This is a genomic window from Latilactobacillus sakei subsp. sakei DSM 20017 = JCM 1157 (genome assembly GCF_002370355.1).
In the GTDB taxonomy this organism is placed as follows: domain Bacteria; phylum Bacillota; class Bacilli; order Lactobacillales; family Lactobacillaceae; genus Latilactobacillus; species Latilactobacillus sakei.
This window is the reverse complement of record NZ_AP017929.1, coordinates 532,077-554,644: the sequence shown is the minus strand read 5'-3', so window position 1 is coordinate 554,644 and position 22,568 is coordinate 532,077. Positions and strand designations below refer to the sequence as shown.

Sequence of the window (22,568 nt, the reverse complement as noted above, 5' to 3'; positions counted from 1 at the left end):
TATTTTTCTTGGCAGATGATCAATTGAACAAAGAAACAGAAGCCCAAATTGAGGCAAAAGAAGAACGGGCCAAATCTTATGATGCGAGCCAAATTCAAGTCTTAGAAGGACTCGAAGCGGTTCGTAAACGACCAGGGATGTACATTGGGACAACGAGTTCTCAAGGGTTACATCATTTGGTTTGGGAAATTATTGATAACGGGATTGATGAAGCGCTCGCTGGGTTTGCGACTGAAATTAACGTTGTCGTTGAACCTGATAATAGTATTACGGTGACCGATGATGGCCGGGGGATTCCAGTTGGGATTCAAGCTAAAACGGGTAAATCAGCGCTAGAAACCGTCTTTACGATTTTGCATGCCGGTGGTAAATTTGGCGGCGGCGGGTACAAAGTTTCTGGTGGATTGCATGGTGTTGGGGCCTCAGTCGTTAATGCCTTGTCAACCGAATTAGATGCCGTTGTTACACAAGGCGGCAAGCGTTATTACATCGATTTCAAACGTGGGAAAGTTCAAACACCAATGAAAATGATCGGCGACGCGCCCGAACATGAACATGGGACTAAAGTCCATTTCGTGCCAGATCCTGATATTTTCACGGAAACGACAATCTATGACGATAAAATTTTAACGACTCGGATTCGCGAATTAGCATTCTTGAATAAGGGCTTAAAACTAACGTTTACCGACAAACGGGCTGATACCCATGAAAAGCTTGAATTCCACTATGAAGGTGGGATTAAGAGTTACGTTGAATTCTTAGACGAAAAGAAGGAAACACTCCTTGATGAACCAATCTATGTTGAAGGCGAACAAAACGGGATTACCGTTGAAGTGGCGCTTCAATATACGAATGATTATCGGACCAATTTGTTAACATTTGCCAACAATATCCATACCTACGAAGGTGGGACGCATGAATCCGGCTTTAAGACGGCTTTAACGCGGGTCATTAACGACTACGCAACAAAGCAAAATATTTTCAAAGCAAGTGATGCGAACCTTTCAGGGGAAGATGTTCGTGAAGGGTTAACGGCTGTTGTCTCAGTTAAACATCCAGATCCTCAATTCGAAGGTCAAACTAAGACGAAGTTAGGAAATGCGGATGCTCGTTCAGTTACTGATCGGATGTTCTCAGATCACTTTACGAAGTTCTTGATGGAAAACCCATCAATCGCTCGTCAAATCGTTGATAAAGGCTCATTGGCTGCTAGAGCACGCTTAGCCGCTAAACGCGCACGTGAAGTTACCCGGAAGAAAAATGGGCTTGAAATCTCTAATTTACCTGGTAAGTTAGCTGATAACAGTAGTAAAGATCCTGAAATCTCAGAATTATTCATCGTCGAAGGGGATTCTGCCGGCGGTTCAGCGAAATCAGGTCGTTCACGTTTAACGCAAGCCATCTTGCCAATTCGTGGGAAAATCTTGAACGTTGAAAAAGCTAGCATGGAAAAAATCTTAGCGAATGAAGAAATTCGGACGCTCTTTACGGCCATGGGAACAGGCTTTGGACAAGAATTTGATGTCGAAAAGGCCCGTTATCATAAATTGATTATCATGACCGATGCCGATGTCGATGGCGCCCATATCCGGACGTTATTATTGACGTTATTCTATCGTTACATGCGCCCAATCGTTGAAGCTGGCTACGTCTATATCGCGCAACCACCTTTGTACCGGGTTAAACAAGGTAAGATGATGCGCTATATCGATTCTGATGAAGAATTGCAAGATGTCTTAGGCACCCTACAACCAAGTCCTAAACCAGAAGTACAACGTTACAAAGGGTTAGGTGAAATAGATGCCAGCCAATTATGGGAAACAACGATGGATCCTGAAAACAGACGGATGCTCCGCGTTAACGTGGAAGATGCTGAAGAAGCGGACCAAATTTTCGAAATGTTAATGGGTGATCGTGTTGAACCAAGACGCTTATTCATCGAAGAAAATGCCGTATACATGGATCCAAAGAGTATTGATGCGTAGTAATCTACTGATCAATGAAGACTGACTGAGAGGGGTTTAATAGATTAATGGCAAACGAAAATGGCCAAGATGGTCGGATTGAAAACGTCAATTTATCTAAAACAATGCGTAAATCATTCCTTGAATACGCAATGAGTGTCATTGTTGCCCGTGCTTTACCAGACGTTCGTGATGGTTTAAAGCCCGTACAACGCCGTATTTTATACGGGATGAGTGAATTAGGGGTTACCCCTGAAAAACCTTATAAGAAGTCCGCCAGAATCGTTGGGGACGTTATGGGGAAGTACCATCCACATGGTGATTCAGCGATTTATGAAGCAATGGTGCGGATGGCGCAAGAATTTAGTTATCGTTACATGTTAGTTGATGGTCATGGGAACTTTGGGTCTGTCGATGGTGATGGCGCGGCTGCGATGCGTTATACCGAAGCTCGGATGAGTAAAATGGCTGTTGAAATGTTACGCGATATCAACAAAAATACAATCGATTATGTGCCTAACTACGATGAATCAGAACGCGAACCTGCTGTTTTACCAGCGCGCTTCCCGAACCTGTTAGTCAATGGGGCCACTGGGATTGCGGTCGGGATGACGACCAATATTCCACCTCATAATTTGGCTGAAGTGATCAGTGCCATCCATATTTTGATGGATAATCCTGATGCAACAACCGCCGACTTGATGGATGCTTTACCAGGACCTGACTTCCCAACTGGTGGGTTAGTAATGGGTAAATCTGGCATTCGTCATGCGTATGAATCCGGTAAAGGAACGATTACGTTACGGGCCAAAGTCGATGTTGAAGTTAAGAAAAACGGTCGCGAACGGATTATCGTGACTGAAATTCCTTACATGGTCAACAAAGCAAAATTGGTCGAAAGAATTGCCGAATTAGCACGGGACAAGCGTCTTGAAGGGATCACTGATTTAAACGATGAATCTGATCGTGACGGGATGCGGATCGTGATTGATGTTCGTCGTGATATGAGTGCTTCAGTGATTTTAAATAATCTCTACAAACTCACACCATTACAAACCTCATTCTCATTCAACATGGTGGCCATCGTTAACGGTGCCCCAAAAGTCTTAAGCTTAAAATCAATTCTTGAACACTACTTAGTGCATCAAGAAGAAGTGATTCGTCGTCGGACTGAATTTGATTTGAAGAAAGCCGAAGCAAGAGCCCATATCTTGGCCGGTTTGCGAATTGCATTAGATCATATCGATGCTATTATTCAAATCATCCGGAGTTCAAAGACTGGTGATACCGCTAAAGTCTTGTTGATGGAACGTTATGACTTATCTGACAAACAAGCCCAAGCTATTTTGGATATGCGACTCGTTCGTTTAACCGGTTTGGAACGTGACAAAGTTGAAAATGAATACAATAATTTGATGGCGTTGATCACTGATTTGAAAGATATCTTAGCCAAACCAGAACGGATTAAGAAAATCATTTATGATGAATTGTTAGAAATTCAAAGTAAATTTGGCGACAAACGTCGGACTGAATTATTGGTCGGCGAAGTCCTCAGTATCGAAGATGAAGACCTAATCGAAGAAGAAGATGTAGTGATTGCCTTGACGCATAACGGCTACATCAAACGCTTGCCAGCGAGTGAATTTAAAGTTCAAAATCGTGGCGGCCGTGGGATTCAAGGGATGGGTGTTCACGATGATGATTTCATCGAACACTTAATCTCAACTTCAACGCATGAAGTGCTCCTCTTCTTTACGAATACTGGGAAAGTTTACCGTGCTAAAGGGTATGAAATTCCAGAATACGGTCGAACAGCCAAGGGGATTCCAATTATTAATCTCTTAGGGATTAATTCGGATGAACGCGTTCAAACCGTGGTCAATATCGGTAAGGAAGTCAAGCCTGAACAAGCCTTGTTCTTCATTACCCGCTTAGGGACGGTTAAACGGACAGCCGTTGGCGAATTTGCCAATATCCGGAGCAACGGTCTGAAAGCATTGACCTTGCATGAAGATGATGAGTTGAGCAACGTCTTAATGACTGATGGGCAACAAAACATCTTTATCGGGACGCATAATGGTTACGCCGTTTCCTTCAGTGAAACAGCCGTTCGTTCAATGGGGCGGACAGCAGCCGGCGTTCGTGGGATTCGTCTACGCGAAGGCGACTACGTTGTTGGTTCTGACTTGTTGATTCCGGGCCAAGAAATCTTAGTGATTTCTGAAAAAGGTTACGGGAAACGAACAGCCGTTAGCGATTACCCAATCAAGGGTCGTGGTGGTAAAGGGATTAAGACTGCCAATATCACTGAAAAGAATGGCCCATTAGCCGGGATTGCAGCAGTAACTGGTGAAGAAGATATTCTCTTGATTACTGATACTGGCGTCTTGATTCGTTTCAAGGTGGCTAACGTGTCACAAACCGGTCGGGCAACACTTGGTGTGCGCTTGATCCGTGTGGATGACGAAGCGAAGGTGGCAACAATGGCCAAAGTCGAAGCTGAACCAGATGAACCTGAAACACAAACTGCAACGACTGAACCAACAGTGCCAACTGAGAACGTAACGGACACTGGCTTAGCACAAGTTGATGATTTATTAGCCCGTGCTGAAGAGAATCAAAACGAACCAAATAACGACTAATTTAAAAAATAAAAATCGTTTTTGCGTAATTACACTTGTAAGGATTAACAAGCGTGTTAGCAAAAACGATTTTTTTAAGTTTGTATTTACGTACTATTTATGATAGACTTTTATCTTGTGAGTATCTGTGATTTAGGCACAGGGTCTAAATCGTGAGGCTAATAGTAATATTAGTCAGTTACTCCTTGTTCTTACACAGGTAAGAACCTAAAGTCCATAAGGAGGTGAACAGTCATGGCTCAATCAAAATACGAAGTTACTTATATCATCTCAACAACACTTGATGAAGAAAGTAAAACAGCCCTTGTCAACCGTTTCGACGGCATCTTAAAAGACAACGGTGCTGAAGTGGTTGATTCAAAAGACTGGTCAAAACGTCGTTTAGCTTATGAAATCAACAATCAACACGAAGGCATTTACCATATCGTAAATGTTTTAGCTGATAATGATGAAGCTTTAAACGAATTTGATCGTCTAGCTAAGATTGATGGCGCAATTTTACGTCATATGATCGTTAAACGCGAAGACTAATTTTGAATTGTAATATTGAATAGAGGGGAGCTGACAGAATGATTAATCGAGTTGTACTCGTTGGTCGGCTAACACGCGATGTTGACTTACGTTACACTTCTAGTGGTGCTGCAGTTGGGACTTTCTCAATGGCAGTTAACCGTCAATTCACGAACGCTAACGGCGATCGTGAAGCAGACTTTATTAATTGTGTCATTTGGCGTAAATCAGCGGAAAATTTCGCTAACTTTACTAAAAAGGGCTCATTAGTAGGGGTTGATGGCCGTCTACAAACTAGAAATTATGAAAATCAACAAGGTCAACGTGTCTACGTGACTGAAGTGGTTGTCGATAATTTCTCATTGTTAGAATCACGGACAACAACAGAGCAACGGCAAGGTGATGGCGCAAGTCAGAACTTTAATAGTAATCAAAGCAATGGTAGCCAACAATCTGGATTTACCAGCCCTCAACAAACGGGTAACGCACCAGCCGCAAATAACACTCAAGCCGATCCATTTGCAAATAATGGTCAAGCGATTGATATTTCGGATGATGACTTACCTTTCTAAAATAAACTGTTTTGGAAGGAGGAACTTTCAATGGCTCAACAAAGAAGAGGCGGCAACCGTCGTCGTCGTAAGGTTGATTTCATCGCTGCTAACCACATCGAATATATCGACTACAAAGACACTGATTTATTGAAACGTTTTATCTCAGAACGTGGTAAGATTTTACCTCGTCGGGTATCTGGTACAAGTGCTAAGAACCAACGTCGTTTGACAATTGCAATCAAACGCGCACGGATCATGGGCTTATTACCATTCGTTACAGAAGACTAAAAATTAATTTTAGAGTCATCAACCAAGTTTACTTGGTTGGTGACTTTTTTAGTTTCCAAGAGGCGAACATGGGATTAAATTGCGGGCTGAGAGCGGTTTTTAATTGGTATTTGTGCTAGAATAAAGTATGATTCTTTAAGATTTAGTAAAGAACCAAGTTGTTCAAATCAAGATGTGCTGCCTAAAATACTTGTTTCTTTAGAGTTAAGGAGTTTACATGAAAAATAAAATTAAGCAATTAAAATTACCGCAGTTTTTAGATGATGCGCGCTTGCGGATGGTGGCCCTAGTCTTATTAGGGTTGACCGCCGTCAGCCTGATCTTTGCAGCGATGTTAAATTGGCTCATCGCTTTGATTTTGTTCGTGCTCTTAATTGGGACCTTAATCACCGTCTTGTACGCGATTGAGACGGTCACGGAAAATACTGCCAAGTATGTTTCGGATTTGTCCTACCGGATTAAACGGGGCGAACAAGAGGCCTTAATCAAGATGCCAATCGGAATTTTGCTCTACAATGAAAAAGGCGAAATTCAATGGACCAATCCCTATTTACAACAATACTTGGGGAATAAGGAAGTCCTTGGAAAAACGATTAAAGAAGTCGATCCGGAATTGGCCGAATTAGTCGTCCAAAATGAAGATTCCAACGAAACTAAGCTCGTTCACTGGGGCGATAATCAATTCCAGATTATCATTCAAGAAAGTATCGGGGTGGTTTACCTTCTCGATATCACGCGTTATGCGGCGATTGAAGATCGTTATGAAGACGAACAGGTTGCAATCGGCCAAGTCTTTTTAGATAATTATGACGAAATCACCCAAACAATGGATGATCAAGCTATTTCTAATCTGAATAACTACGTCACTAACGAGCTCTCTCGGTGGGCTAATCAGTTCCAAATGTTCTTAAAACGGGTTGATGATGATCATTTCTTCGTCCTCGCCTACGCCAAGTCGCTCCACGCGGCTGAAAAAGAGAAGTTTAAGATTCTCGATGAGATTCGTGAAGAAACTTCAAAACAAAACTTCCCGTTAACCTTGAGTGTTGGCTTTGCCTATGGGGAATCTGATTTAGCCGTTTTAGCGACGACTTCTCAGAGTAATTTAGATTTAGCACTTGGCCGTGGTGGTGATCAGGTGGTCGTTAAGGCCAACGATGGGCAAGCCCGGTTCTACGGTGGTAAAACGAACCCGATGGAAAAACGGACTCGAGTGCGTGCGCGCATGATTTCGCAAGCCTTGCAGGAAGTTTTCAAGCAGGTCGATTCAATCTTTGTCATGGGGCATATTCGGCCTGATATGGATGCGCTCGGTGCGTCCTTTGGGATTCGGCGGATTGCTGAAATGAACGGCAAGAAATGTTATGTCGTGGTTGATCAAAACAATATTCATACCGATATTCAACGTTTGTTGGAAGAGGTTAAGGGTTATCCGGAAATTGCAGTCGAAGTCCTTTCCCCTGAAGAAGCAGTGGAAAAGGCAACGGCTAACAGTTTATTAGTAATGGTTGATCATTCCAAACCATCGATTACGATGGCGCCTAAATTGTATGAGAAATTGGCGCAACGGACAATTGTGCTTGATCACCATCGTCGGGGGGAAGAGTTCCCAGAAAACCCAATGTTGGTTTATATCGAACCCTACGCCTCTTCAACGTGTGAGTTAGTGACTGAAATGTTTGAATACCAACCACAAAACGTGGCCAACATTAACAAGTTTGAAGCAACCACGATGTTAGCCGGGATTACGGTTGATACGCAGTCGTTTTCAATGCGGACCGGGACGCGGACGTTTGATGCCGCTAGTTATTTGCGGTCTGTCGGAGCGGACGCATCAATGGTCCAACATCTGTTAAAAGAAAACGTCGATAATTATATTCAAAAGAATCATTTGATTGAAACCATTGAAATGGTTGAGGACAATATGGCATTATGTATGGGGGAAGACAATCGCAGTTATGATCCCGTCATTGCAGCTCAAGCAGCTGATACCCTCTTGTCGTTATCTGGCATTGAAGCGGCCTTTGTTATTGTGAAACGCCCAGACGGCATGATTGCCATCTCGGCACGCAGTTTAGGGGACGTCAATGTTCAAGTGATTATGGAAAAATTGGGTGGCGGTGGTCACTTATCCAACGCGGCAACCCAATTGAAGGATGCGACGGTTTCAGAAGCCAAAGCTAAGTTATTAGCCGTTCTGGCCGAATTATTTGATCCAGAAGAAGCGGAAGAAAACGCAACTAACGATTAATTAAAAAGGTGGTAAACGTAATGAAAGTTATTTTTTTAGAAGACGTACGCGGTAAAGGTAAAAAGGGCCAAGTGAAAGACGTGCCAGATGGTTACGCACAAAACTTCTTAATTAAAAACGGTAAGGCTAAACCAGCGACGACGGCCGCTGTCAGTGCTTTAAAAGGCCAACAACACGCTGAAGCTAAGAATGCCGCTGCTGAATTAGCAGAAGCTAAGGTTTTAAAGACGAAGATTGAAGACGATAAAACAATCGTTGAAGTGAAGTCTAAAGCTGGCGAAGACAGTCGTTTATTCGGTTCAATTCCAAGCAAACAAATCGCACAAGCCTTAGAACAACAATACAAAATCAAAGTTGATAAACGTAAAATTGATTTACCAGAACCAATCAAAGCGCTTGGTTATCGCAATGTTGACGTCCGGATTCACCCAGATGTAACAGCGACAATCCGGGTGCACATCGTCGCAGAATAAATTTTTTAATTATCCAAAAGACCGTGATTGCAATCAAAGTCACGGTCTTTTATTATGGTGACAGGTTGTATCTGGAGAGAAATTTAAGTAAACTAGATGCAATAACGCAAACAAGCCAAAAGGAGATAAAATGGTGAATAATGAACTAATCGAACATACGCCACCGCAGAATAATGAAGCGGAACAGGCGGTTTTAGGCGCTGTTTTCATTAATAGCGACGCATTAGTTGAAGCGATGGAATACGTGACTGCCGATGATTTCTATCGTAAGGCGCACCGCCTAATCTTCGAAACGATGGTTGAACTAAATGAACGGGGAGAAGGCATTGATGCGGTGACGATCAAGAGTGAACTTGATGCCCGCAATCAATTGGAAGATATCGGCGGGATTGGCTATTTGGCTGAATTAGCCGATGCAGTGCCAACCGCAGCCAACGTGGTTTATTACGCGAAGATTGTCTCTGAAAAAGCGATGCTTAGACGCTTAATTCAAACGGCACAAAATATTGTCGCCAAGGGTTACGCGCAAGACGAAGATGTAACGGATATTTTGGATACGGCTGAACAAGAAATCATGGCGGTTTCTGAACAGCAAAATAAAGCCGGCTTCAAGTCAATTTCAGACGTCCTAACCACGTCGATTGAACATATCGATAAGCTCTATCAAGAAGAAGAAAGTATTACCGGTCTTTCAACGGGCTATCCAGACCTCGATAAGATTACGGCTGGGTTGCATGAAGATGAATTGATCATCTTAGCGGCTCGTCCTGGGGTTGGGAAGACCGCCTTTGTCTTGAATATCGCACAAAATATCGGCAAAATGACTAACGAAAACGTCGCTATTTTTAGTTTGGAAATGGGTGCCGAACAACTGGTTAACCGGATGTTGTGTGCAGAAGGCAGTATTGATGCCAACCATTTAAGAACCGGTCAATTAGAAGAATCAGAATGGCAAAATCTGATTATTGCGATGGGCAGTTTGTCGAAAGCCAATATTTATATCGATGATACACCCGGCGTGAAAATGGCTGAAATTCGGGCTAAATGTCGGCGTTTAGCGAAGGAAAAAGATGGTATTGGCCTAATCGTGGTCGATTACTTGCAATTGATTGAAGGTTCCGGTCAAGAAAACCGGCAACAAGAAGTTTCAGCAATCTCTCGGCAATTGAAAAAGTTAGCGAAGGAATTACGGGTTCCCGTAATTGCCTTATCACAACTTTCTCGTGGCGTGGAACAACGTCAGGATAAACGACCAGTATTATCTGATATTCGTGAATCAGGATCAATCGAACAAGATGCCGATATCGTGGCTTTCTTGTATCGTGATGATTATTATCGTGATGAACCAGGTGAAGACGGCGAGGATGGTGGCAGCCAACCAGCACCAGATCCGGAAAATGCGGATGTCGGTGAGGTCGAAGTAATTATCGAAAAAAACCGGGCCGGCGCACGGGGCACGGTAAAGCTGTTATTCGTTAAAACCTATAATAAGTTCTCGTCAATATCGTATTCGCAAGGTGAATACTAATTTAAGAGTGCGTTTGAAACGGTTTGACTTTGAGCATTAGCACAGCCCGGTGAATAACTGCTGCAGGCAGTTGTTTGACGAGTGACGCTAAGCGCAAAAGTCAGTTTCAAAAAGCGCGTTTAAATCAAGAGTGCGTTTCAGGCGTTTATATTGTGAAGGCTTAACCTAGTACCGTGAATAAGCGACGCAGTCGATTGTTTGCGGGACGTAGTTAACCGCAACAATATGCCTGAAAAAGCACGTTTAGATCAAGAGTGCGTCGTAACCCTCAGGATATGACTTGTAAAACACGTTTAAACGAAAAAAGCGTCAGACAAAAATTAATTTGTCTGACGCTTTTTATGTGCTTATTGTTGATGTTTTGCTTCAATTAACGAGCGGTAGTTAACAAGGAGGTTTAAGATCACCGCTGTTAAACTGCCGACAACTAAGCCGTTACCCAGAATGGTTTGGACACTAGCTGGTAAAGCTTGTAGTAGGGTTGGGTGAATGGCAATCCCAAGGCCCATACCGATTGAAAGGGTTGCGACTAAGAGGTTACGGTTGTCTTCAAGATCAACCTTGTGGAGCATTTTAATCCCTTGAATCCCAACAATCCCAAACATGACGACCATTGCACCCCCTAAAACTGAGGTTGGAATAATCGTGGCAACCGCACCAATCTTAGGTAAGAGACCCAAGAAGATGAGGAAGAAAGCTGAATAGTAAACAGGTTTCTTTGTTTTGATGCCTGATAATTGCACAATCCCAACGTTTTGAGAGAAGGTTGAATAAGGGAAGGTATTGAACAAGCCACCTAAGATTGCGGCTAATCCTTCAGCGCGGAAACCGCGTTTTAAGTCATTACTTGTGATATTACGACCGACGATTTCGCCAAGTGCGAAGAAAACACCGATTGATTCAATCATCGTGGTTAAGGCTGCCAATGACATAGATGCGATTGACGTCCATTCAAACCGTGGTGTACCGAAGTAGAAGAGTTCTGGTAGTTTAAACCAGCTAGCTTGGCCAACTGGATCAAGTGAAACCAATCCGACAGCAGCGCCGACTAATGTCCCACCGATAATGCCGATTAAAATTGCAATTTGTTGAATGAAGCCGCGGCCCCAAATGCTAAAAATTAAAATCAGAACAATCGTTGAAAAACCAGCGATTAAGTTTGGGACGCTCCCAAATGACTTAGCAGTAATATCGCCACCACCAAGATTTTGGAAGGCAACGGGAATTAAAGTGAAGCCGATTAAAGTAATTAATGAACCAGTAACGATTGGTGGGAATAACCAGCGTAAGCGGGCAACCACACCAGAAATTAAGAGGATGAAGACCCCAGCGCCGATAATACTACCGTACATGACGTCAATCCCTAATTGACTGTTAGTCCCGATAGCGGTTAGTGGACCGACGTATTCGACCGCACAGCCCAAGACGACGGGTAAAGCAATCCCGGTTAAAGGTGTTCGTTTCAATTGGAGTAACGTGGCGATCCCACACATGAAAATATCGACAGAGACAAGGTAAGTCATCTGTGCGGCGTTAAAGTGAAGTGCTGCGCCGACTAATAATGGAATCAGGACGTCACCAGAATACATTGCTAGAAGATGTTGCAGGCCTAAAATGGCCGCTTTAATATGAGAAAGCTTTGGAGCTGGTTCAATAGTACGTGCTGAGTCGGACTGGAAATCTGCCACAGGTGTCCCTCCATATCTATAGGTTAAAATTTATTTAATATCCAGTTTAGCACACGCTTTGGGCGACTTCAATTAGAATATGACTAAAAAACGAATATAATAATCGCATAAACTAGCGATAGTTCGCCTTTAAATGATAGGGTAGTCGCCACATTCTGATAAAACTGCTTACTTACTGAATGTTAAAACGAATAACGCTGTAAAATGTTCCTAATATTCGGAAAAAAGTTGTTCCACATGAAACGGAATCGATTGATGGCCGTCCCTTGTTTTTTAGACTTACTTACGTTAAACTAAATTGTATACGTGAAACAATAAATGTTCCACAGATTCAGCATACAATTAAGCTAGTAATAAGAGGAGAAGCAATGACACCAAAGACATTTGTCGCGACATTGAAAGAACATCAAATTGATGTTTCACAAAAACAATTAGACCAGTTTGAGATTTATTTCGAACGGTTAGTGGCTACCAATCAAAACGTTAATTTAACGGCGATTACAGAAAAAGAAGCCGTTTATTTAAAACACTTTTTTGATTCGGTCGCACCAACCTTATACTTGGAATCATTGAGAACGATGCCCCTCAATATTTGTGATATCGGTGCCGGTGCCGGGTTCCCATCATTACCGATGAAAATCTTGTTCCCTCAATTAAAGGTGACGATTGTTGATTCATTAAATAAACGGATTCACTTTCTAGAAGAATTAGTGGCCGAATTAGGGTTAACTGATGTGACACTCGTGCATGATCGGGCTGAACTGTTCAGCCAAGTCAAGCGCCCATATCGCGAACAATTTGATATGGTGACAGCTCGTGCGGTCGCCCCAATGAACGTTTTAGCGGAATTCTGTTTACCCGCTGTTAAAGTGGGTGGGCAATTCGTTGCTTTAAAGGCGAGTCAAAGTGACACTGAATTAGCGGAAGCCGCTTTTGCAATTGAGACGTTAGGTGGTCAGTTAAAAGAAGATATCGCGTTTAACTTACCCGAAACTAACGATCCCAGACATTTAGTAATTATCGATAAGGTTCAATCAACACCAGATAAATATCCACGGCGCGCGGGTGTGCCGGTTAAAAAACCATTAATGGCTAAGGAGGAGAAATAATGGCAATTTCATTTTTTGGTAAGAAAAAAGAAGAAACAAGTTCAAGTGTTAATCAGGTGGTAATGGTACCAGTTGCTGCGATCATACCGAACCGTTTCCAACCACGGAAGGTTTTTAATGCCGATCACATTGGTGAATTGGCAAGTACCATCGAACAACATGGTTTATTACAACCAATTGTTTTAAGAGAATATGAAGATCAAAAGTTTGAAATCATCGCTGGTGAACGGCGTTTTAGAGCCATTCAAACCTTGAAATGGGCTGAACTACCAGCAATCGTTCAAAAGATGGATGATCATGAAACAGCTTCAATGGCCTTGATTGAAAACCTCCAACGGGAAGAATTGACGGCAGTTGAAGAAGCAGATGCTTACCAAAACCTTATGAAGTTAAACGGCTTTACACAAGCAAGTTTGGCTGAAAAAATGGGTAAGAGTCAATCATTTGTCGCTAATAAATTACGACTATTGAAGCTCTCACAACCGGTTCAAGAAGCCATCATGAATCATGAAATTTCAGAACGTCATGGTCGGAGTTTATTGAAATTAGATGAATTCAACCAACAAATGGTCTTACACCAAATCCTAGCGGAACAATTAACGGTTAAGGATACAGAAGCCTTAGTCGCTTCAATTATTAACCCAGAACCAGCCGTTGAAGAAGAAGTAGCGGACATCGAAGAAGAACCAGCAACCACTGAAGAAGCAACAGAAACACCTAAAAAGGCTGGCAAGAAAAAGGCGCCTAAGAAAGAAATGACGACAGCTGACACGAAAGTGGCCGTTAATACCATCAAAAAATCAATTGAATTGATTGAACAAAGTGGGATTCCAGTTTCAGCAGTCGAAGACGATCAAAAAGACGTTTATCGGATCACAATCGAAATTCCTAAGAAATAGGGAGGCACATTATGGCGCATGTTATTTCAATTGCAAACCAAAAAGGCGGTGTTGGTAAAACAACAACGACCATTAATTTAGCGGTTTGTTTAGCAGATGCGGGTAACCGAGTGTTAATCATTGATTCTGATGCACAAGGTAACGCAACGAGCGGTATCGGGATTCAAAAATCACAAGTTGAAAAAGATATTTATGATGTTTTAGTCGATGAAATTCCAATTAAAGAAGCAATTTTGAAAACAAATCATCAGCACGTTGATATTGTGCCGGCAACGATTCAATTAGCCGGTGCAGAAATTGAACTAACGGCCCAAATGGCCCGTGAAATGCGTTTAAAACTTGGTTTAGAAGCCGTTTTAAACGACTACGATTACTCTTGATTGACTGTCCACCTTCATTAGGACAACTATCAATCAACGCCTTTACAGCTAGCAATTCAATTTTGATTCCAGTCCAAAGTGAATATTATGCGCTAGAAGGCTTGAGTCAATTATTAAATACGGTCCGTTTGGTGCAGAAGCATTTTAATCCGAACCTTGCAATTGAAGGGGTCTTATTAACGATGTACGATGCCCGGACAAACTTAGGGGCCCAAGTGATTGAAGAAGTGCGCAAGTACTTTGGCGATCGCGTTTACGATACAATTATTCCACGCAACACACGATTAGCGGAAGCACCCAGTCATGGGGTTTCAATCATTGATTACGATCCTAAATCTCGTGGGGCTGAAGTTTATCAAGAATTAGCCAAGGAGGTGTTAGCAGCTAATGGTCAATAAAAATGGTAAAGGACTCGGTCGAGGACTCGAAGCTGTTTTTTCAGCATTTGAAGGACCCAATAAGAATCGTGCGGATGAACTCGTTGAAGAGATTGCCCTCGAGGATATTCGTCCTAATCCTTATCAACCACGTAAAACGTTTGATGAAGCGGCACTAGCGGAACTTGCTGCTTCCATTAAAAAATCAGGCGTTTTCCAACCGATTATTGTGCGTAAAAGCATTAATGGTTACGAATTAATCGCTGGCGAACGTCGTTTCCGTGCTTCTAAATTAGCTGGCAAAACTACGATTCCAGCGATTACCCGTCAATTCGATGAAGAAGCGATGATGGAAATTGCAGTCTTGGAAAATCTTCAACGGGAAGATTTAACACCGCTAGAAGAAGCGCAAGCCTACGACACCCTTTTGAAGAAGTTAAACTTAACGCAAGCTGAATTGTCAGAACGCTTAGGCAAGAGTCGCCCTTACATTGCCAATTACTTACGCCTGTTGGGCTTGCCAGCAGATGTTAAGCAATTGTTGCAAGAAGGCCAACTCTCAATGGGACAAGCACGGACGCTTTTATCATTGAAGAAAAAGAGTCAAATTAGCGCCCTCGCCAAGCGGACGATTGCCGAAAGTTTAACGGTGCGCCAATTAGAACAACTCGTCAACCAAATGAATCAAACCAAAGCGGCTAAAGTCGCTAAGACTAAGATTAAATCACCTTACATTCAAGCTAGTGAAAACCAATTAGTTGATAAATTCGATACCAAGGTTAATATTGCGATGAACAGTAAGGGCCGGGGGAAAATCGAAATTGATTACGGCACGGTAGAGGATTTAAACCGAATCTTGGCTTTACTAGATGTCAATATTGATTAGATTAAGGAGACATTTGTGATGTATGCATTAGGCGATCTCGTTCAGATGAAAAAACAACATGCCTGTGGCACCAATCGTTTCGAAGTGGTCCGCTTAGGGATGGATATTCGAATTAAGTGTATGGGCTGCGGACACGCGGTCTTATTACCCCGCCGGGAATTTGAAAAGAAGCAAAAGAAAGTGTTGGTTGCAGCTGCCGATGTTGATGTAACAACGGAACCACATTATCAATTGTTGTCAAAAGGTCCCAATCAAACTAATTTTTAACGTAAAGGAAAGTGTAAAAAACTATGTCATTAACTGCAGGAATTGTTGGGTTACCCAACGTCGGAAAATCAACTTTATTTAACGCCATTACTAAGGCCGGAGCCGAAATGGCGAACTACCCATTTGCGACTATCGATCCTAACGTTGGGATGGTTGAAGTGCCTGACAAACGTTTAGACCGGATTCAAGAAATCATTCCCGCTAAGAAGATTGTCCCAACGACTTTTGAATTTACCGATATCGCCGGGATTGTTAAGGGCGCTAGCAAGGGTGAAGGTTTAGGGAATAAATTCTTGGAAAACATTCGCCAAGTGGACGCTATCGTGCATGTTGTCCGTGCTTTTGACGATGATAATATCACGTCTGTAACGGGGACTGTTGATCCGTTAGACGATATCGATACAATTAACCTAGAACTTAGTTTAGCCGACTTAGAAAGCGTCACAAAGCGTTATGCGCGTGTTGAAAAGATTGCCCGCACTAAGGACAAAGAAGCTTTGGCTGAATTCGAAGTTTTAAAGAAAATCAAACCCGTTCTTGAAGAAGGTGGCTCAGTTCGTTCAATCGAATTTAACGAAGACGAAGCTAAGATGGTTAAGGGCTTCTTCCTATTAACATCAAAACCGGTCTTATACGTTGCCAACATCGCTGAAGATGCAATGGGCGATCCTGATAGCGTTGATTACGTTAAACAAATTCAAGATTTTGCAGCTAAAGAAGGCGCAGAAGTAATTGCGATTTCAGCAAGAACTGAAGAAGAAATTGCCTCATTAGATGACGCTGATAAAGCTGAATTTTTAGAAGCAGAAGGCGTTACTGAATCAGGTTTGGATAAATTAATCCGTGCTTCATACCACCTATTAGGACTTGCAACCTTCTTTACCGCTGGTGGCAAGGAAACCCGTGCTTGGACTTTCCGTCAAGGCATGAAAGCCCCACAAACTGCCGGTGTGATTCATTCCGACTTCGAACGGGGCTTCATCCGGGCCGAAACAGTTTCGTTTGCTGACCTTGACCAATACGGTTCAATGCAGGCTGTTAAAGAAGCTGGTCGTTTACGTCTTGAAGGTAAAGAATACATGGTCGAAGACGGCGACATTATCGAATTCAGATTCAACGTTTAATTTGAGGAGGAGAACAATTGGCTAAGACAGAACCAGCAGTAGAAACAGAGCAAGTGGATGTTGACGCGCTCAGTAAACAATTAAGTAAGAAAAACGCGGACTATTTATTTAAATTCAAGCGTGCTTTAAAAGAAGATGATGTTTCAGACGAAAAACAAGCTGAAATGCTTGCTGAAATGTTACCCGAAATGCTTGAAGCGCAACACAAAGGACAACCCGCAACACAAATTTACGGGCCAGTCAGCACGAAGATTAATCAATTGTTACATGCGCCAAAAGCACCCGTTAAAACGAGTTTACAATTACAAATGCTGGATAATGCTTTGATTTTCTTGATTATGTATTTAGCTTTCAACGGGATTGCAGCGCAATTTTCAAGCAAGAATTCAAATGCAATGATTGGGATTACCTCAATCGTGATTACAGCTGCGATGGCCGGCGTTATCATGACTTATCCAATGCGCTATACACAAATGCCTAAGGAACAACGCCCACCATTCTGGAAGATGGCGTTAATCGTTGTCGGTTTAACCTTGGCCTTTGTCGCCGCGTATGGTGTGACAATCTTAATTCCAGGTTTCATGAACCCAGTCTTACCAGCATGGATTCAAATCGTGATTGCGGCATTATTAATCGTAGTTCGCATCTACATTAAGCGTCGTTATAAGATTACCGGCACTTTCTTCGGGTAGTATTGCCCGGGAAATTAAAAAGAGGGAGACAGATGAATGATTAGTATCGAAGAACGCCAATTTGGCGCCGTCAGCACGTTAATTGTGACGCCGAGTGGGCAAGAACAAACCTTGTTACCAACGGTATTTGTCTATCACGGTTGGACGCATCGGAAGGAATCTGAATTGATGTTGGCTAACTTTCTCGCTAAAGCAGGTTTTCGGGTTGTTTTACCGGACGCTAAGTATCATGGTAAACGTCACGGTAGCCAAATGTTTTCAGAATTAATGTTTGAATTCTGGCAGATTGTGATGCAATCAGTCGATGAATTTGGCCCATTAGTCGCTGCATTACAAGCGGAAGGCTTAGTTGACCCAGAACGGATTGGTGTTACTGGGACATCAATGGGCGGGATTACAACGGATGCTATTTTAGCTCGTTATCCCAACGTTAAAGTCGGGGTTGATAAGATTGGCTCACCAATGCCGGTTGCTTTTGCCAAATGGCAAACCAGTCAATTACCGCAATCGATTCAAGAACGATACCAAGATCAAATTGAAACGACACTCGCAGATTTAGCAGAATATGATTTGGCATTAAATGCTGAGCGCTTAGCGGGTCGTCCGCTCCATTTTTATCACGGGACCGCTGATCCAATGGTGCCCTACCAATTTACCGCTGATTTCATCACGCAGATTACTGAAGATGAAACACCGGCAACAAGCCAAGTTACATTGACGACTGAAAATAACGGTCAACACAAAGTATCTGACGAGCCCCAACTGGACACCGTCACATTTATGCAGGCCCATCTGAAATAAAAAAATAGCTAGCGGTTAACCGATGTTGGTTTAATCGCTAGCTATTTTTATGCAAACAAAAAGTCGGTCTTGGGGGGACCGACTTTTTGCAGATCCGAAGATCTAAAAAGGAGTAAGGGTTTTACAGATTATTTTGGGGGGATAATCTGTGCGGTGAAGCCACGCTTCACCGGTATTTTACTTTGGAGGAGTAAAATGAAAAAGTTAAGTAGTATGAAATAGAAAAGTATCGCTTTTCTATACTCATAACTATAATGGGGAAATGTGAAGATTCTGTGAAGCGCACTTTATAGATTTATGAAAAAAAGAATAAGGAAAGTTTAAGGTAAAAATAGTATGCTAAAATAAAGTATATTCAAAGGGATTGAGGATGAGAATCGATGACAAAAGGAACAGTTTTATTTGATTTAGATGGTACGATTGCCGACTCACAAAAGGGCATTATCAATGCCTTAGAGTACATGATTGAAGAATTGGCCTTGCCAACGCAAACGACGGCCCAATTAATTAGTTTTATTGGCCCACCACTTAACGAAACAATTATGAGAGTCTTTGGTTTAGATGAAGCAGCGACGCAACAGGCGATTAAAACATTCCAAGAATATTATGCGCCTAAAGGCTTATATGAAAATGAACTTTATCCAGGCATGCACGAAACATTGGCAGCCTTACAAGCACAAGATTTACAATTGGCGATTGCAACGTCTAAACCTGAACCTTTTGCCAAGAAGATTATCGACCACTTAGAGTTAACGCCTTACTTTAGCGGTGTCTACGGTGCAAGTGTTGATGAAACAACGCGGGTTAAAAAAGCGGATGTTATCACTTATGCGTTGGCAGAACTTGGTTTATCAACGAAGACCGAACCACTCTTGATGGTCGGCGATCGTCAAAATGATATCCTTGGTGCCAAACAAAATGAAATGGCGGCTGTTGGTGTCAGTTATGGTTTCGGGAGTATCGCCGAACTGAAAAAAGCCGGTGCGGTCCAAATTGTGACCCAACCGACTGATTTAATTACGACGTTACCCGCTAATTTGAAGCTCTAAGCGTGTTTTTGCGCATTAGCGACTAATAACATGTAGATTCGGCCAACATCACGTGAGTTACCGCGGAGTTCGTAATCCGCGATGAAGGGGACGTTAAATTGTTCGGCATAGCGTTTAGCAGTTAAGCAATACTGTTCGTTGAAATTACGATTGCCGCTGCCAATCACGCCGTAACATAAATCAGCATTACGCCCATAAGCGATATATTCGCCTAAGCTGTTGGTCATCAATTCTTTGACGCCATTATCGATACCATTGCCACCATCTAAGTATGTGGGCACAAAAGCGTAAAAAGGTTCTGTTTCATCCTTAAAGGGGGTTGCATCTGAAATCTCAGTTAATGAAATAGTAGGCAAAGCCGGGTTAGTGGTATGTTGTTGTTGCGCATAGTCTTGTAAATCGGAAACAAAAGAACGGGTATTACCAGCTAGTGAAATATATAAAATGGATAGATTAGTGATCATTGAAGTGCCTCCTGTGAACGATACTATATACTCACTGTAGCATTTAATAATTGATATGCCTAGTCTTAAAATTTAAGGATAACTGTGAAATCGAAAGGAAAAATACGATGACAAATATGAGTCGACTGGATCAAACGCCAAAGACGACAAGACCGAATAAGGGTCTCAGCCGTTTTCTGACTTTTTTAATTTTTTGCTGTGCCTTCTTCGGGATTGGCGGCATCATTTTAAATCAAACAGTCTTAAAAGAATCATTCACCCAAGAACAACTTAATCAGCCGAAGACCTTGAAACTCGTGACAAACGAATTCAATACAGTCTTATTAGATGCGGCGCAAAAAAATGGCTTACCGCAATCGGTTCAAGTCCAATTGCTCTCAACTGCAGACGTTAAAACGGATATGAACAAGACCGTTAAGAATATCTATGCGTTCAAAGATCGGCCATTAGATAGTGATCAAATGGTTGAACAAATGGCTGGGAATTTAACAGCGGCGATTCCCAGCAACCCCATTGAACAAGCTTTAGTCAAAACGGCGGTGGCGGCTGTTCAACCACCATTGAAGACTTATTTAAATGATCAAATTCAAACGCCTTATTTGGCACCAATGGTTTCTGAATTGGCCATCATGACAAGTGTCGTTAACATTGGGATGTGGATTGCGATTATCATGGGGATCGTCTTATTAATCGTCCAATATGCAGTCAGTGGGAAGTTCCGCTACCTATTCGGGAGTTTGGGCGCAGCACTTGCTTGGAGTGGCTTATTCCTCCTCTTAGGGACTGAAACGGCCAAATTCAGTGGCTTGATTGAAGAAGTCGCCCAACGTGCTGGTGAGTTCAATACAGTCATTATTAACTATGCAACAAGCGTCTTGGATTATGCTTGGCAAATCAGCCTGATCACATTGATCAGCGGGGTTGTTTTGTGGATTCTAGCGAAGATTTTCCAGAAGGTTCGTTAACCAAAAAAAGGTGTGAGGACGAAAGTGACTTTCGTTCCCGCACCTTTTTTTATTTAATAAGCCGTGATGACAATTTGATGGTCGAGATAATTGGCCATGTAGATCTGTTGTAGTTCGTACCCTTGTTGGGCGACATCAGCGAGTAACCAGTCTTCATCTTTGTCGATTAAACTTAATGCATCGACGTTGATTTGCCCATCCATAATCAGTGGGTATTTGATTGTTGCGTCGCCTTTTTGGGTAATCGTCAGTTGGCCGTTTTGTTCTAGAATTGCTCGTTGAACGGTCCGAATATCGCTAATCCCGGCAATTCTGAGTTTAAAAGCGAGATCTTGGGCTGACAAGCTGTTTTTGGCAGCTGTTTGGGCATCGATGCGGCCATTAGTGATAATCGTTTGGGGAACACCAATTACCCAACGTTTAATTCGTTGATTATGTGTGGTTAGGAATTTCATGGTGAAGACAATCAGCGTCCAGATTAAGAGCACGAGGAAAAATTGGATAAACGAGATATCGGCGTTATAAATCATACCGCCGACAATCCCGCCGAGGACGTAATTTTGAAGTTGATCGATCCCACTGGAAGGGGCTAAGTTACCCTTACCAGAGAGGTTAATTTGTAAAACGAGGCAGAAAAAACCGAGAATAAGTTTAATTGTGATATCTAAATAAGATGGCATGTGGCTGACTCCTTATTGTTGGTAGGTTATTTTAGGATTGATGACTTGTGCTTTTTTTAGTTGGTAACTGGTAAAGTTATTGTCGAAAACCACTTGATAGTAGTGCTGATGAACTTTGACGACCATATTTTGTTGAAGTGAAGTGGCGTTGACGGAAACCGATTTGACCGGTACTTTCTGTGCCTGAGCAATGCTCTTCATGAACTGCGTCATTTGTGCTTGTTGTGAGTGCGCAGTGTTGAGCTGCTCCACTCTTGTATACTGAATGCCACCGAGCAAAACGCCGACTAAGACGAAGATAATCAAGAGGTCCCGATATTTTGAATCGGACCGGTGGCGTAGGTATTGGACAAAGAAAATGAGAATTAAACTCCCAACGAGCAGTGAGAGTAATATTTTGAAATAGAACTCGAAATCATTTTGATTGATGAAATAAGAATAGCGATAAAAAAACATCGAAACGCCTCCTGGATAGATAAGTACTATAACTATTGTAGCACACTCACTGTGAGCATATAAATTGTGTAAAATCTAAATGGTGGTAAGCTAAACGTATGAAAGGGATGATTAATATGGTATTAAAAATAACAGCAGCAGCTCAAGAGAAGATTCAAAAACAGATGACGACTGATCAAGCATTATTACTCGACTTAAATGACGGTGTCGGCCCCTTCTCAAAGGTTGGTTTTTGTTCATTAGATACTGATTTTCGTTTATTAATTGTACCAAATGATGCAGATCTAAAGAGCTATACAGAAACGTTTGACTCGGAAATGGGCCCTATTCACTATAAGGCATATACGGCCGACTATTTTGACGGTCACGAGGTCCTCGATTTAGATGAAAAACGCCAAGTATTAACCTTAGTTAATAACAGCGGTGTCGTTGATAACCGGGTGCCAATTATCGTTTTTGATCATGAAAAAATAACAGAATAGGGACTATTTTAAAAAGCAGTGTCCAAAGGCGACACTGCT

At 42.3% G+C, this 22,568-nt stretch carries 22 protein-coding genes and 1 pseudogene; 19 read left to right on the top strand and 4 right to left on the bottom strand.

What is annotated here, in order from left to right:
* Window positions 1-8 precede the first annotated feature (8 nt).
* The 8 genes from gyrB (at window position 9) to dnaB (ending at window position 10,210) form a co-directional block, all read left to right on the top strand.
* Entirely contained in the window at window positions 9-1,985 is a 1,977-nt protein-coding gene (gene gyrB / locus LEUCM_RS02750) for a DNA topoisomerase (ATP-hydrolyzing) subunit B (RefSeq protein ID WP_373879104.1), read from the top strand.
* A 47-nt stretch (window positions 1,986-2,032) separates the two neighbouring features.
* Window positions 2,033-4,606, top strand: a complete 2,574-nt coding sequence (gene gyrA / locus LEUCM_RS02745; protein ID WP_016264314.1) for a DNA gyrase subunit A — start codon at window positions 2,033-2,035, stop codon at window positions 4,604-4,606.
* A 234-nt stretch (window positions 4,607-4,840) separates the two neighbouring features.
* Window positions 4,841-5,137 carry a 30S ribosomal protein S6 gene (gene rpsF / locus LEUCM_RS02740; RefSeq protein WP_011373725.1) on the top strand — a complete coding sequence of 99 codons (297 nt, stop codon included), beginning with the start codon at window positions 4,841-4,843 and terminating at the stop codon, window positions 5,135-5,137.
* A gap of 38 nt (window positions 5,138-5,175) precedes the next feature.
* Entirely contained in the window at window positions 5,176-5,688 is a 513-nt protein-coding gene (gene ssb / locus LEUCM_RS02735) for a single-stranded DNA-binding protein (protein ID WP_011373726.1), read from the top strand.
* Between the two features lie 30 nt (window positions 5,689-5,718).
* Complete coding sequence (rpsR, locus tag LEUCM_RS02730; RefSeq protein ID WP_004265822.1) at window positions 5,719-5,958, top strand: 30S ribosomal protein S18; 240 nt, start codon at window positions 5,719-5,721, stop codon at window positions 5,956-5,958.
* A 217-nt stretch (window positions 5,959-6,175) separates the two neighbouring features.
* The gene (locus tag LEUCM_RS02725; protein WP_016264315.1) at window positions 6,176-8,209 is read left to right on the top strand and encodes a DHH family phosphoesterase; all 2,034 of its coding nucleotides are present in this window, start codon (window positions 6,176-6,178) and stop codon (window positions 8,207-8,209) included.
* 20 nt (window positions 8,210-8,229) lie between these two features.
* Window positions 8,230-8,682 carry a 50S ribosomal protein L9 gene (gene rplI, locus LEUCM_RS02720; protein ID WP_011373728.1) on the top strand — a complete coding sequence of 151 codons (453 nt, stop codon included), beginning with the start codon at window positions 8,230-8,232 and terminating at the stop codon, window positions 8,680-8,682.
* A gap of 130 nt (window positions 8,683-8,812) precedes the next feature.
* A complete protein-coding gene (gene dnaB, locus LEUCM_RS02715) occupies window positions 8,813-10,210 on the top strand; it encodes a replicative DNA helicase (protein ID WP_016264316.1) in 1,398 nt (465 codons plus the stop codon).
* A 347-nt stretch (window positions 10,211-10,557) separates the two neighbouring features.
* On the opposite strand, the gene LEUCM_RS02710 is transcribed toward dnaB, so the two are convergent.
* Complete coding sequence (locus LEUCM_RS02710) at window positions 10,558-11,898, bottom strand: nucleobase:cation symporter-2 family protein (RefSeq protein WP_011373730.1); 1,341 nt, start codon at window positions 11,896-11,898, stop codon at window positions 10,558-10,560.
* 368 nt (window positions 11,899-12,266) lie between these two features.
* On the opposite strand from LEUCM_RS02710, the gene rsmG reads away from it, so the two are divergent.
* The 9 genes and pseudogenes from rsmG (at window position 12,267) to LEUCM_RS02665 (ending at window position 19,482) form a co-directional block, all read left to right on the top strand.
* Window positions 12,267-13,007 (top strand): 16S rRNA (guanine(527)-N(7))-methyltransferase RsmG, encoded by a 741-nt coding sequence (rsmG, locus tag LEUCM_RS02705; RefSeq protein WP_011373731.1) that lies wholly within the window; start codon window positions 12,267-12,269, stop codon window positions 13,005-13,007.
* Window positions 13,007-13,906, top strand: coding sequence for a nucleoid occlusion protein (gene noc / locus LEUCM_RS02700; protein WP_096695388.1), 900 nt, complete (start codon window positions 13,007-13,009; stop codon window positions 13,904-13,906). Before rsmG ends, noc begins: the two co-directional genes overlap by 1 nt.
* An 11-nt stretch (window positions 13,907-13,917) precedes the next feature.
* Window positions 13,918-14,684, top strand: a pseudogene (locus tag LEUCM_RS02695) (ParA family protein).
* The gene (locus LEUCM_RS02690; RefSeq protein ID WP_025016425.1) at window positions 14,674-15,549 is read left to right on the top strand and encodes a ParB/RepB/Spo0J family partition protein; all 876 of its coding nucleotides are present in this window, start codon (window positions 14,674-14,676) and stop codon (window positions 15,547-15,549) included. The pseudogene LEUCM_RS02695 and the gene LEUCM_RS02690 overlap by 11 nt, the downstream one beginning before the upstream one ends.
* Before the next feature lie 18 nt (window positions 15,550-15,567).
* Window positions 15,568-15,816, top strand: a complete 249-nt coding sequence (locus LEUCM_RS02685; RefSeq protein ID WP_016264320.1) for a DUF951 domain-containing protein — start codon at window positions 15,568-15,570, stop codon at window positions 15,814-15,816.
* Window positions 15,817-15,839: 23 nt separating this feature from the next.
* Window positions 15,840-16,940: a redox-regulated ATPase YchF gene (gene ychF / locus LEUCM_RS02680; protein WP_011373736.1), complete on the top strand. Its 1,101-nt coding sequence runs from the start codon at window positions 15,840-15,842 to the stop codon at window positions 16,938-16,940.
* A 17-nt stretch (window positions 16,941-16,957) separates the two neighbouring features.
* On the top strand, window positions 16,958-17,632 hold the full coding sequence (locus LEUCM_RS02675) for a DUF1129 domain-containing protein (RefSeq protein WP_016264321.1): 675 nt from the start codon (window positions 16,958-16,960) through the stop codon (window positions 17,630-17,632).
* A 36-nt stretch (window positions 17,633-17,668) separates the two neighbouring features.
* Complete coding sequence (locus tag LEUCM_RS02670) at window positions 17,669-18,433, top strand: prolyl oligopeptidase family serine peptidase (protein ID WP_025016424.1); 765 nt, start codon at window positions 17,669-17,671, stop codon at window positions 18,431-18,433.
* Between the two features lie 380 nt (window positions 18,434-18,813).
* The gene (locus LEUCM_RS02665; RefSeq protein ID WP_016264323.1) at window positions 18,814-19,482 is read left to right on the top strand and encodes an HAD hydrolase-like protein; all 669 of its coding nucleotides are present in this window, start codon (window positions 18,814-18,816) and stop codon (window positions 19,480-19,482) included.
* On the opposite strand, the gene nrdI is transcribed toward LEUCM_RS02665, so the two are convergent.
* Window positions 19,479-19,946, bottom strand: coding sequence for a class Ib ribonucleoside-diphosphate reductase assembly flavoprotein NrdI (nrdI, locus tag LEUCM_RS02660; RefSeq protein ID WP_016264324.1), 468 nt, complete (start codon window positions 19,944-19,946; stop codon window positions 19,479-19,481). The genes LEUCM_RS02665 and nrdI overlap by 4 nt on opposite strands.
* 107 nt (window positions 19,947-20,053) lie before the next feature.
* Between nrdI and LEUCM_RS02655 the strand changes: the two genes are divergently transcribed.
* Window positions 20,054-20,911, top strand: coding sequence for a hypothetical protein (locus LEUCM_RS02655; protein WP_016264325.1), 858 nt, complete (start codon window positions 20,054-20,056; stop codon window positions 20,909-20,911).
* A gap of 53 nt (window positions 20,912-20,964) precedes the next feature.
* Here the strand turns inward: LEUCM_RS02655 and LEUCM_RS02650 are convergent, their stop codons facing one another.
* Both LEUCM_RS02650 and LEUCM_RS02645 read right to left on the bottom strand, forming a co-directional pair.
* Window positions 20,965-21,591, bottom strand: a complete 627-nt coding sequence (locus tag LEUCM_RS02650; RefSeq protein ID WP_016264326.1) for a DUF421 domain-containing protein — start codon at window positions 21,589-21,591, stop codon at window positions 20,965-20,967.
* Window positions 21,592-21,603: 12 nt separating this feature from the next.
* A complete protein-coding gene (locus LEUCM_RS02645) occupies window positions 21,604-22,047 on the bottom strand; it encodes a DUF3290 domain-containing protein (RefSeq protein WP_025016423.1) in 444 nt (147 codons plus the stop codon).
* Window positions 22,048-22,163: 116 nt separating this feature from the next.
* On the opposite strand from LEUCM_RS02645, the gene LEUCM_RS02640 reads away from it, so the two are divergent.
* Window positions 22,164-22,529: an iron-sulfur cluster biosynthesis family protein gene (locus LEUCM_RS02640; RefSeq protein WP_011373743.1), complete on the top strand. Its 366-nt coding sequence runs from the start codon at window positions 22,164-22,166 to the stop codon at window positions 22,527-22,529.
* Window positions 22,530-22,568 lie beyond the last annotated feature (39 nt).

What these genes read in the sequence shown, in the direction of transcription:
- gyrA (WP_016264314.1), top strand. Translation starts at nt 2,033, where the DNA reads ATGGCAAACGAAAATGGCCAAGATGGTCGGATTGAAAACGTCAATTTA.
- rpsF (WP_011373725.1), top strand. Translation starts at nt 4,841, where the DNA reads ATGGCTCAATCAAAATACGAAGTTACTTATATCATCTCAACAACACTT.
- ssb (WP_011373726.1), top strand. Translation starts at nt 5,176, where the DNA reads ATGATTAATCGAGTTGTACTCGTTGGTCGGCTAACACGCGATGTTGAC.
- rpsR (WP_004265822.1), top strand. Translation starts at nt 5,719, where the DNA reads ATGGCTCAACAAAGAAGAGGCGGCAACCGTCGTCGTCGTAAGGTTGAT.
- LEUCM_RS02725 (WP_016264315.1), top strand. Translation starts at nt 6,176, where the DNA reads ATGAAAAATAAAATTAAGCAATTAAAATTACCGCAGTTTTTAGATGAT.
- rplI (WP_011373728.1), top strand. Translation starts at nt 8,230, where the DNA reads ATGAAAGTTATTTTTTTAGAAGACGTACGCGGTAAAGGTAAAAAGGGC.
- dnaB (WP_016264316.1), top strand. Translation starts at nt 8,813, where the DNA reads ATGGTGAATAATGAACTAATCGAACATACGCCACCGCAGAATAATGAA.
- rsmG (WP_011373731.1), top strand. Translation starts at nt 12,267, where the DNA reads ATGACACCAAAGACATTTGTCGCGACATTGAAAGAACATCAAATTGAT.
- noc (WP_096695388.1), top strand. Translation starts at nt 13,007, where the DNA reads ATGGCAATTTCATTTTTTGGTAAGAAAAAAGAAGAAACAAGTTCAAGT.
- LEUCM_RS02690 (WP_025016425.1), top strand. Translation starts at nt 14,674, where the DNA reads ATGGTCAATAAAAATGGTAAAGGACTCGGTCGAGGACTCGAAGCTGTT.
- LEUCM_RS02685 (WP_016264320.1), top strand. Translation starts at nt 15,568, where the DNA reads ATGTATGCATTAGGCGATCTCGTTCAGATGAAAAAACAACATGCCTGT.
- ychF (WP_011373736.1), top strand. Translation starts at nt 15,840, where the DNA reads ATGTCATTAACTGCAGGAATTGTTGGGTTACCCAACGTCGGAAAATCA.
- LEUCM_RS02670 (WP_025016424.1), top strand. Translation starts at nt 17,669, where the DNA reads ATGATTAGTATCGAAGAACGCCAATTTGGCGCCGTCAGCACGTTAATT.
- LEUCM_RS02665 (WP_016264323.1), top strand. Translation starts at nt 18,814, where the DNA reads ATGACAAAAGGAACAGTTTTATTTGATTTAGATGGTACGATTGCCGAC.
- nrdI (WP_016264324.1), bottom strand. Translation starts at nt 19,946, where the DNA reads ATGATCACTAATCTATCCATTTTATATATTTCACTAGCTGGTAATACC.
- LEUCM_RS02655 (WP_016264325.1), top strand. Translation starts at nt 20,054, where the DNA reads ATGACAAATATGAGTCGACTGGATCAAACGCCAAAGACGACAAGACCG.
- LEUCM_RS02650 (WP_016264326.1), bottom strand. Translation starts at nt 21,591, where the DNA reads ATGCCATCTTATTTAGATATCACAATTAAACTTATTCTCGGTTTTTTC.
- LEUCM_RS02645 (WP_025016423.1), bottom strand. Translation starts at nt 22,047, where the DNA reads ATGTTTTTTTATCGCTATTCTTATTTCATCAATCAAAATGATTTCGAG.
- LEUCM_RS02640 (WP_011373743.1), top strand. Translation starts at nt 22,164, where the DNA reads ATGGTATTAAAAATAACAGCAGCAGCTCAAGAGAAGATTCAAAAACAG.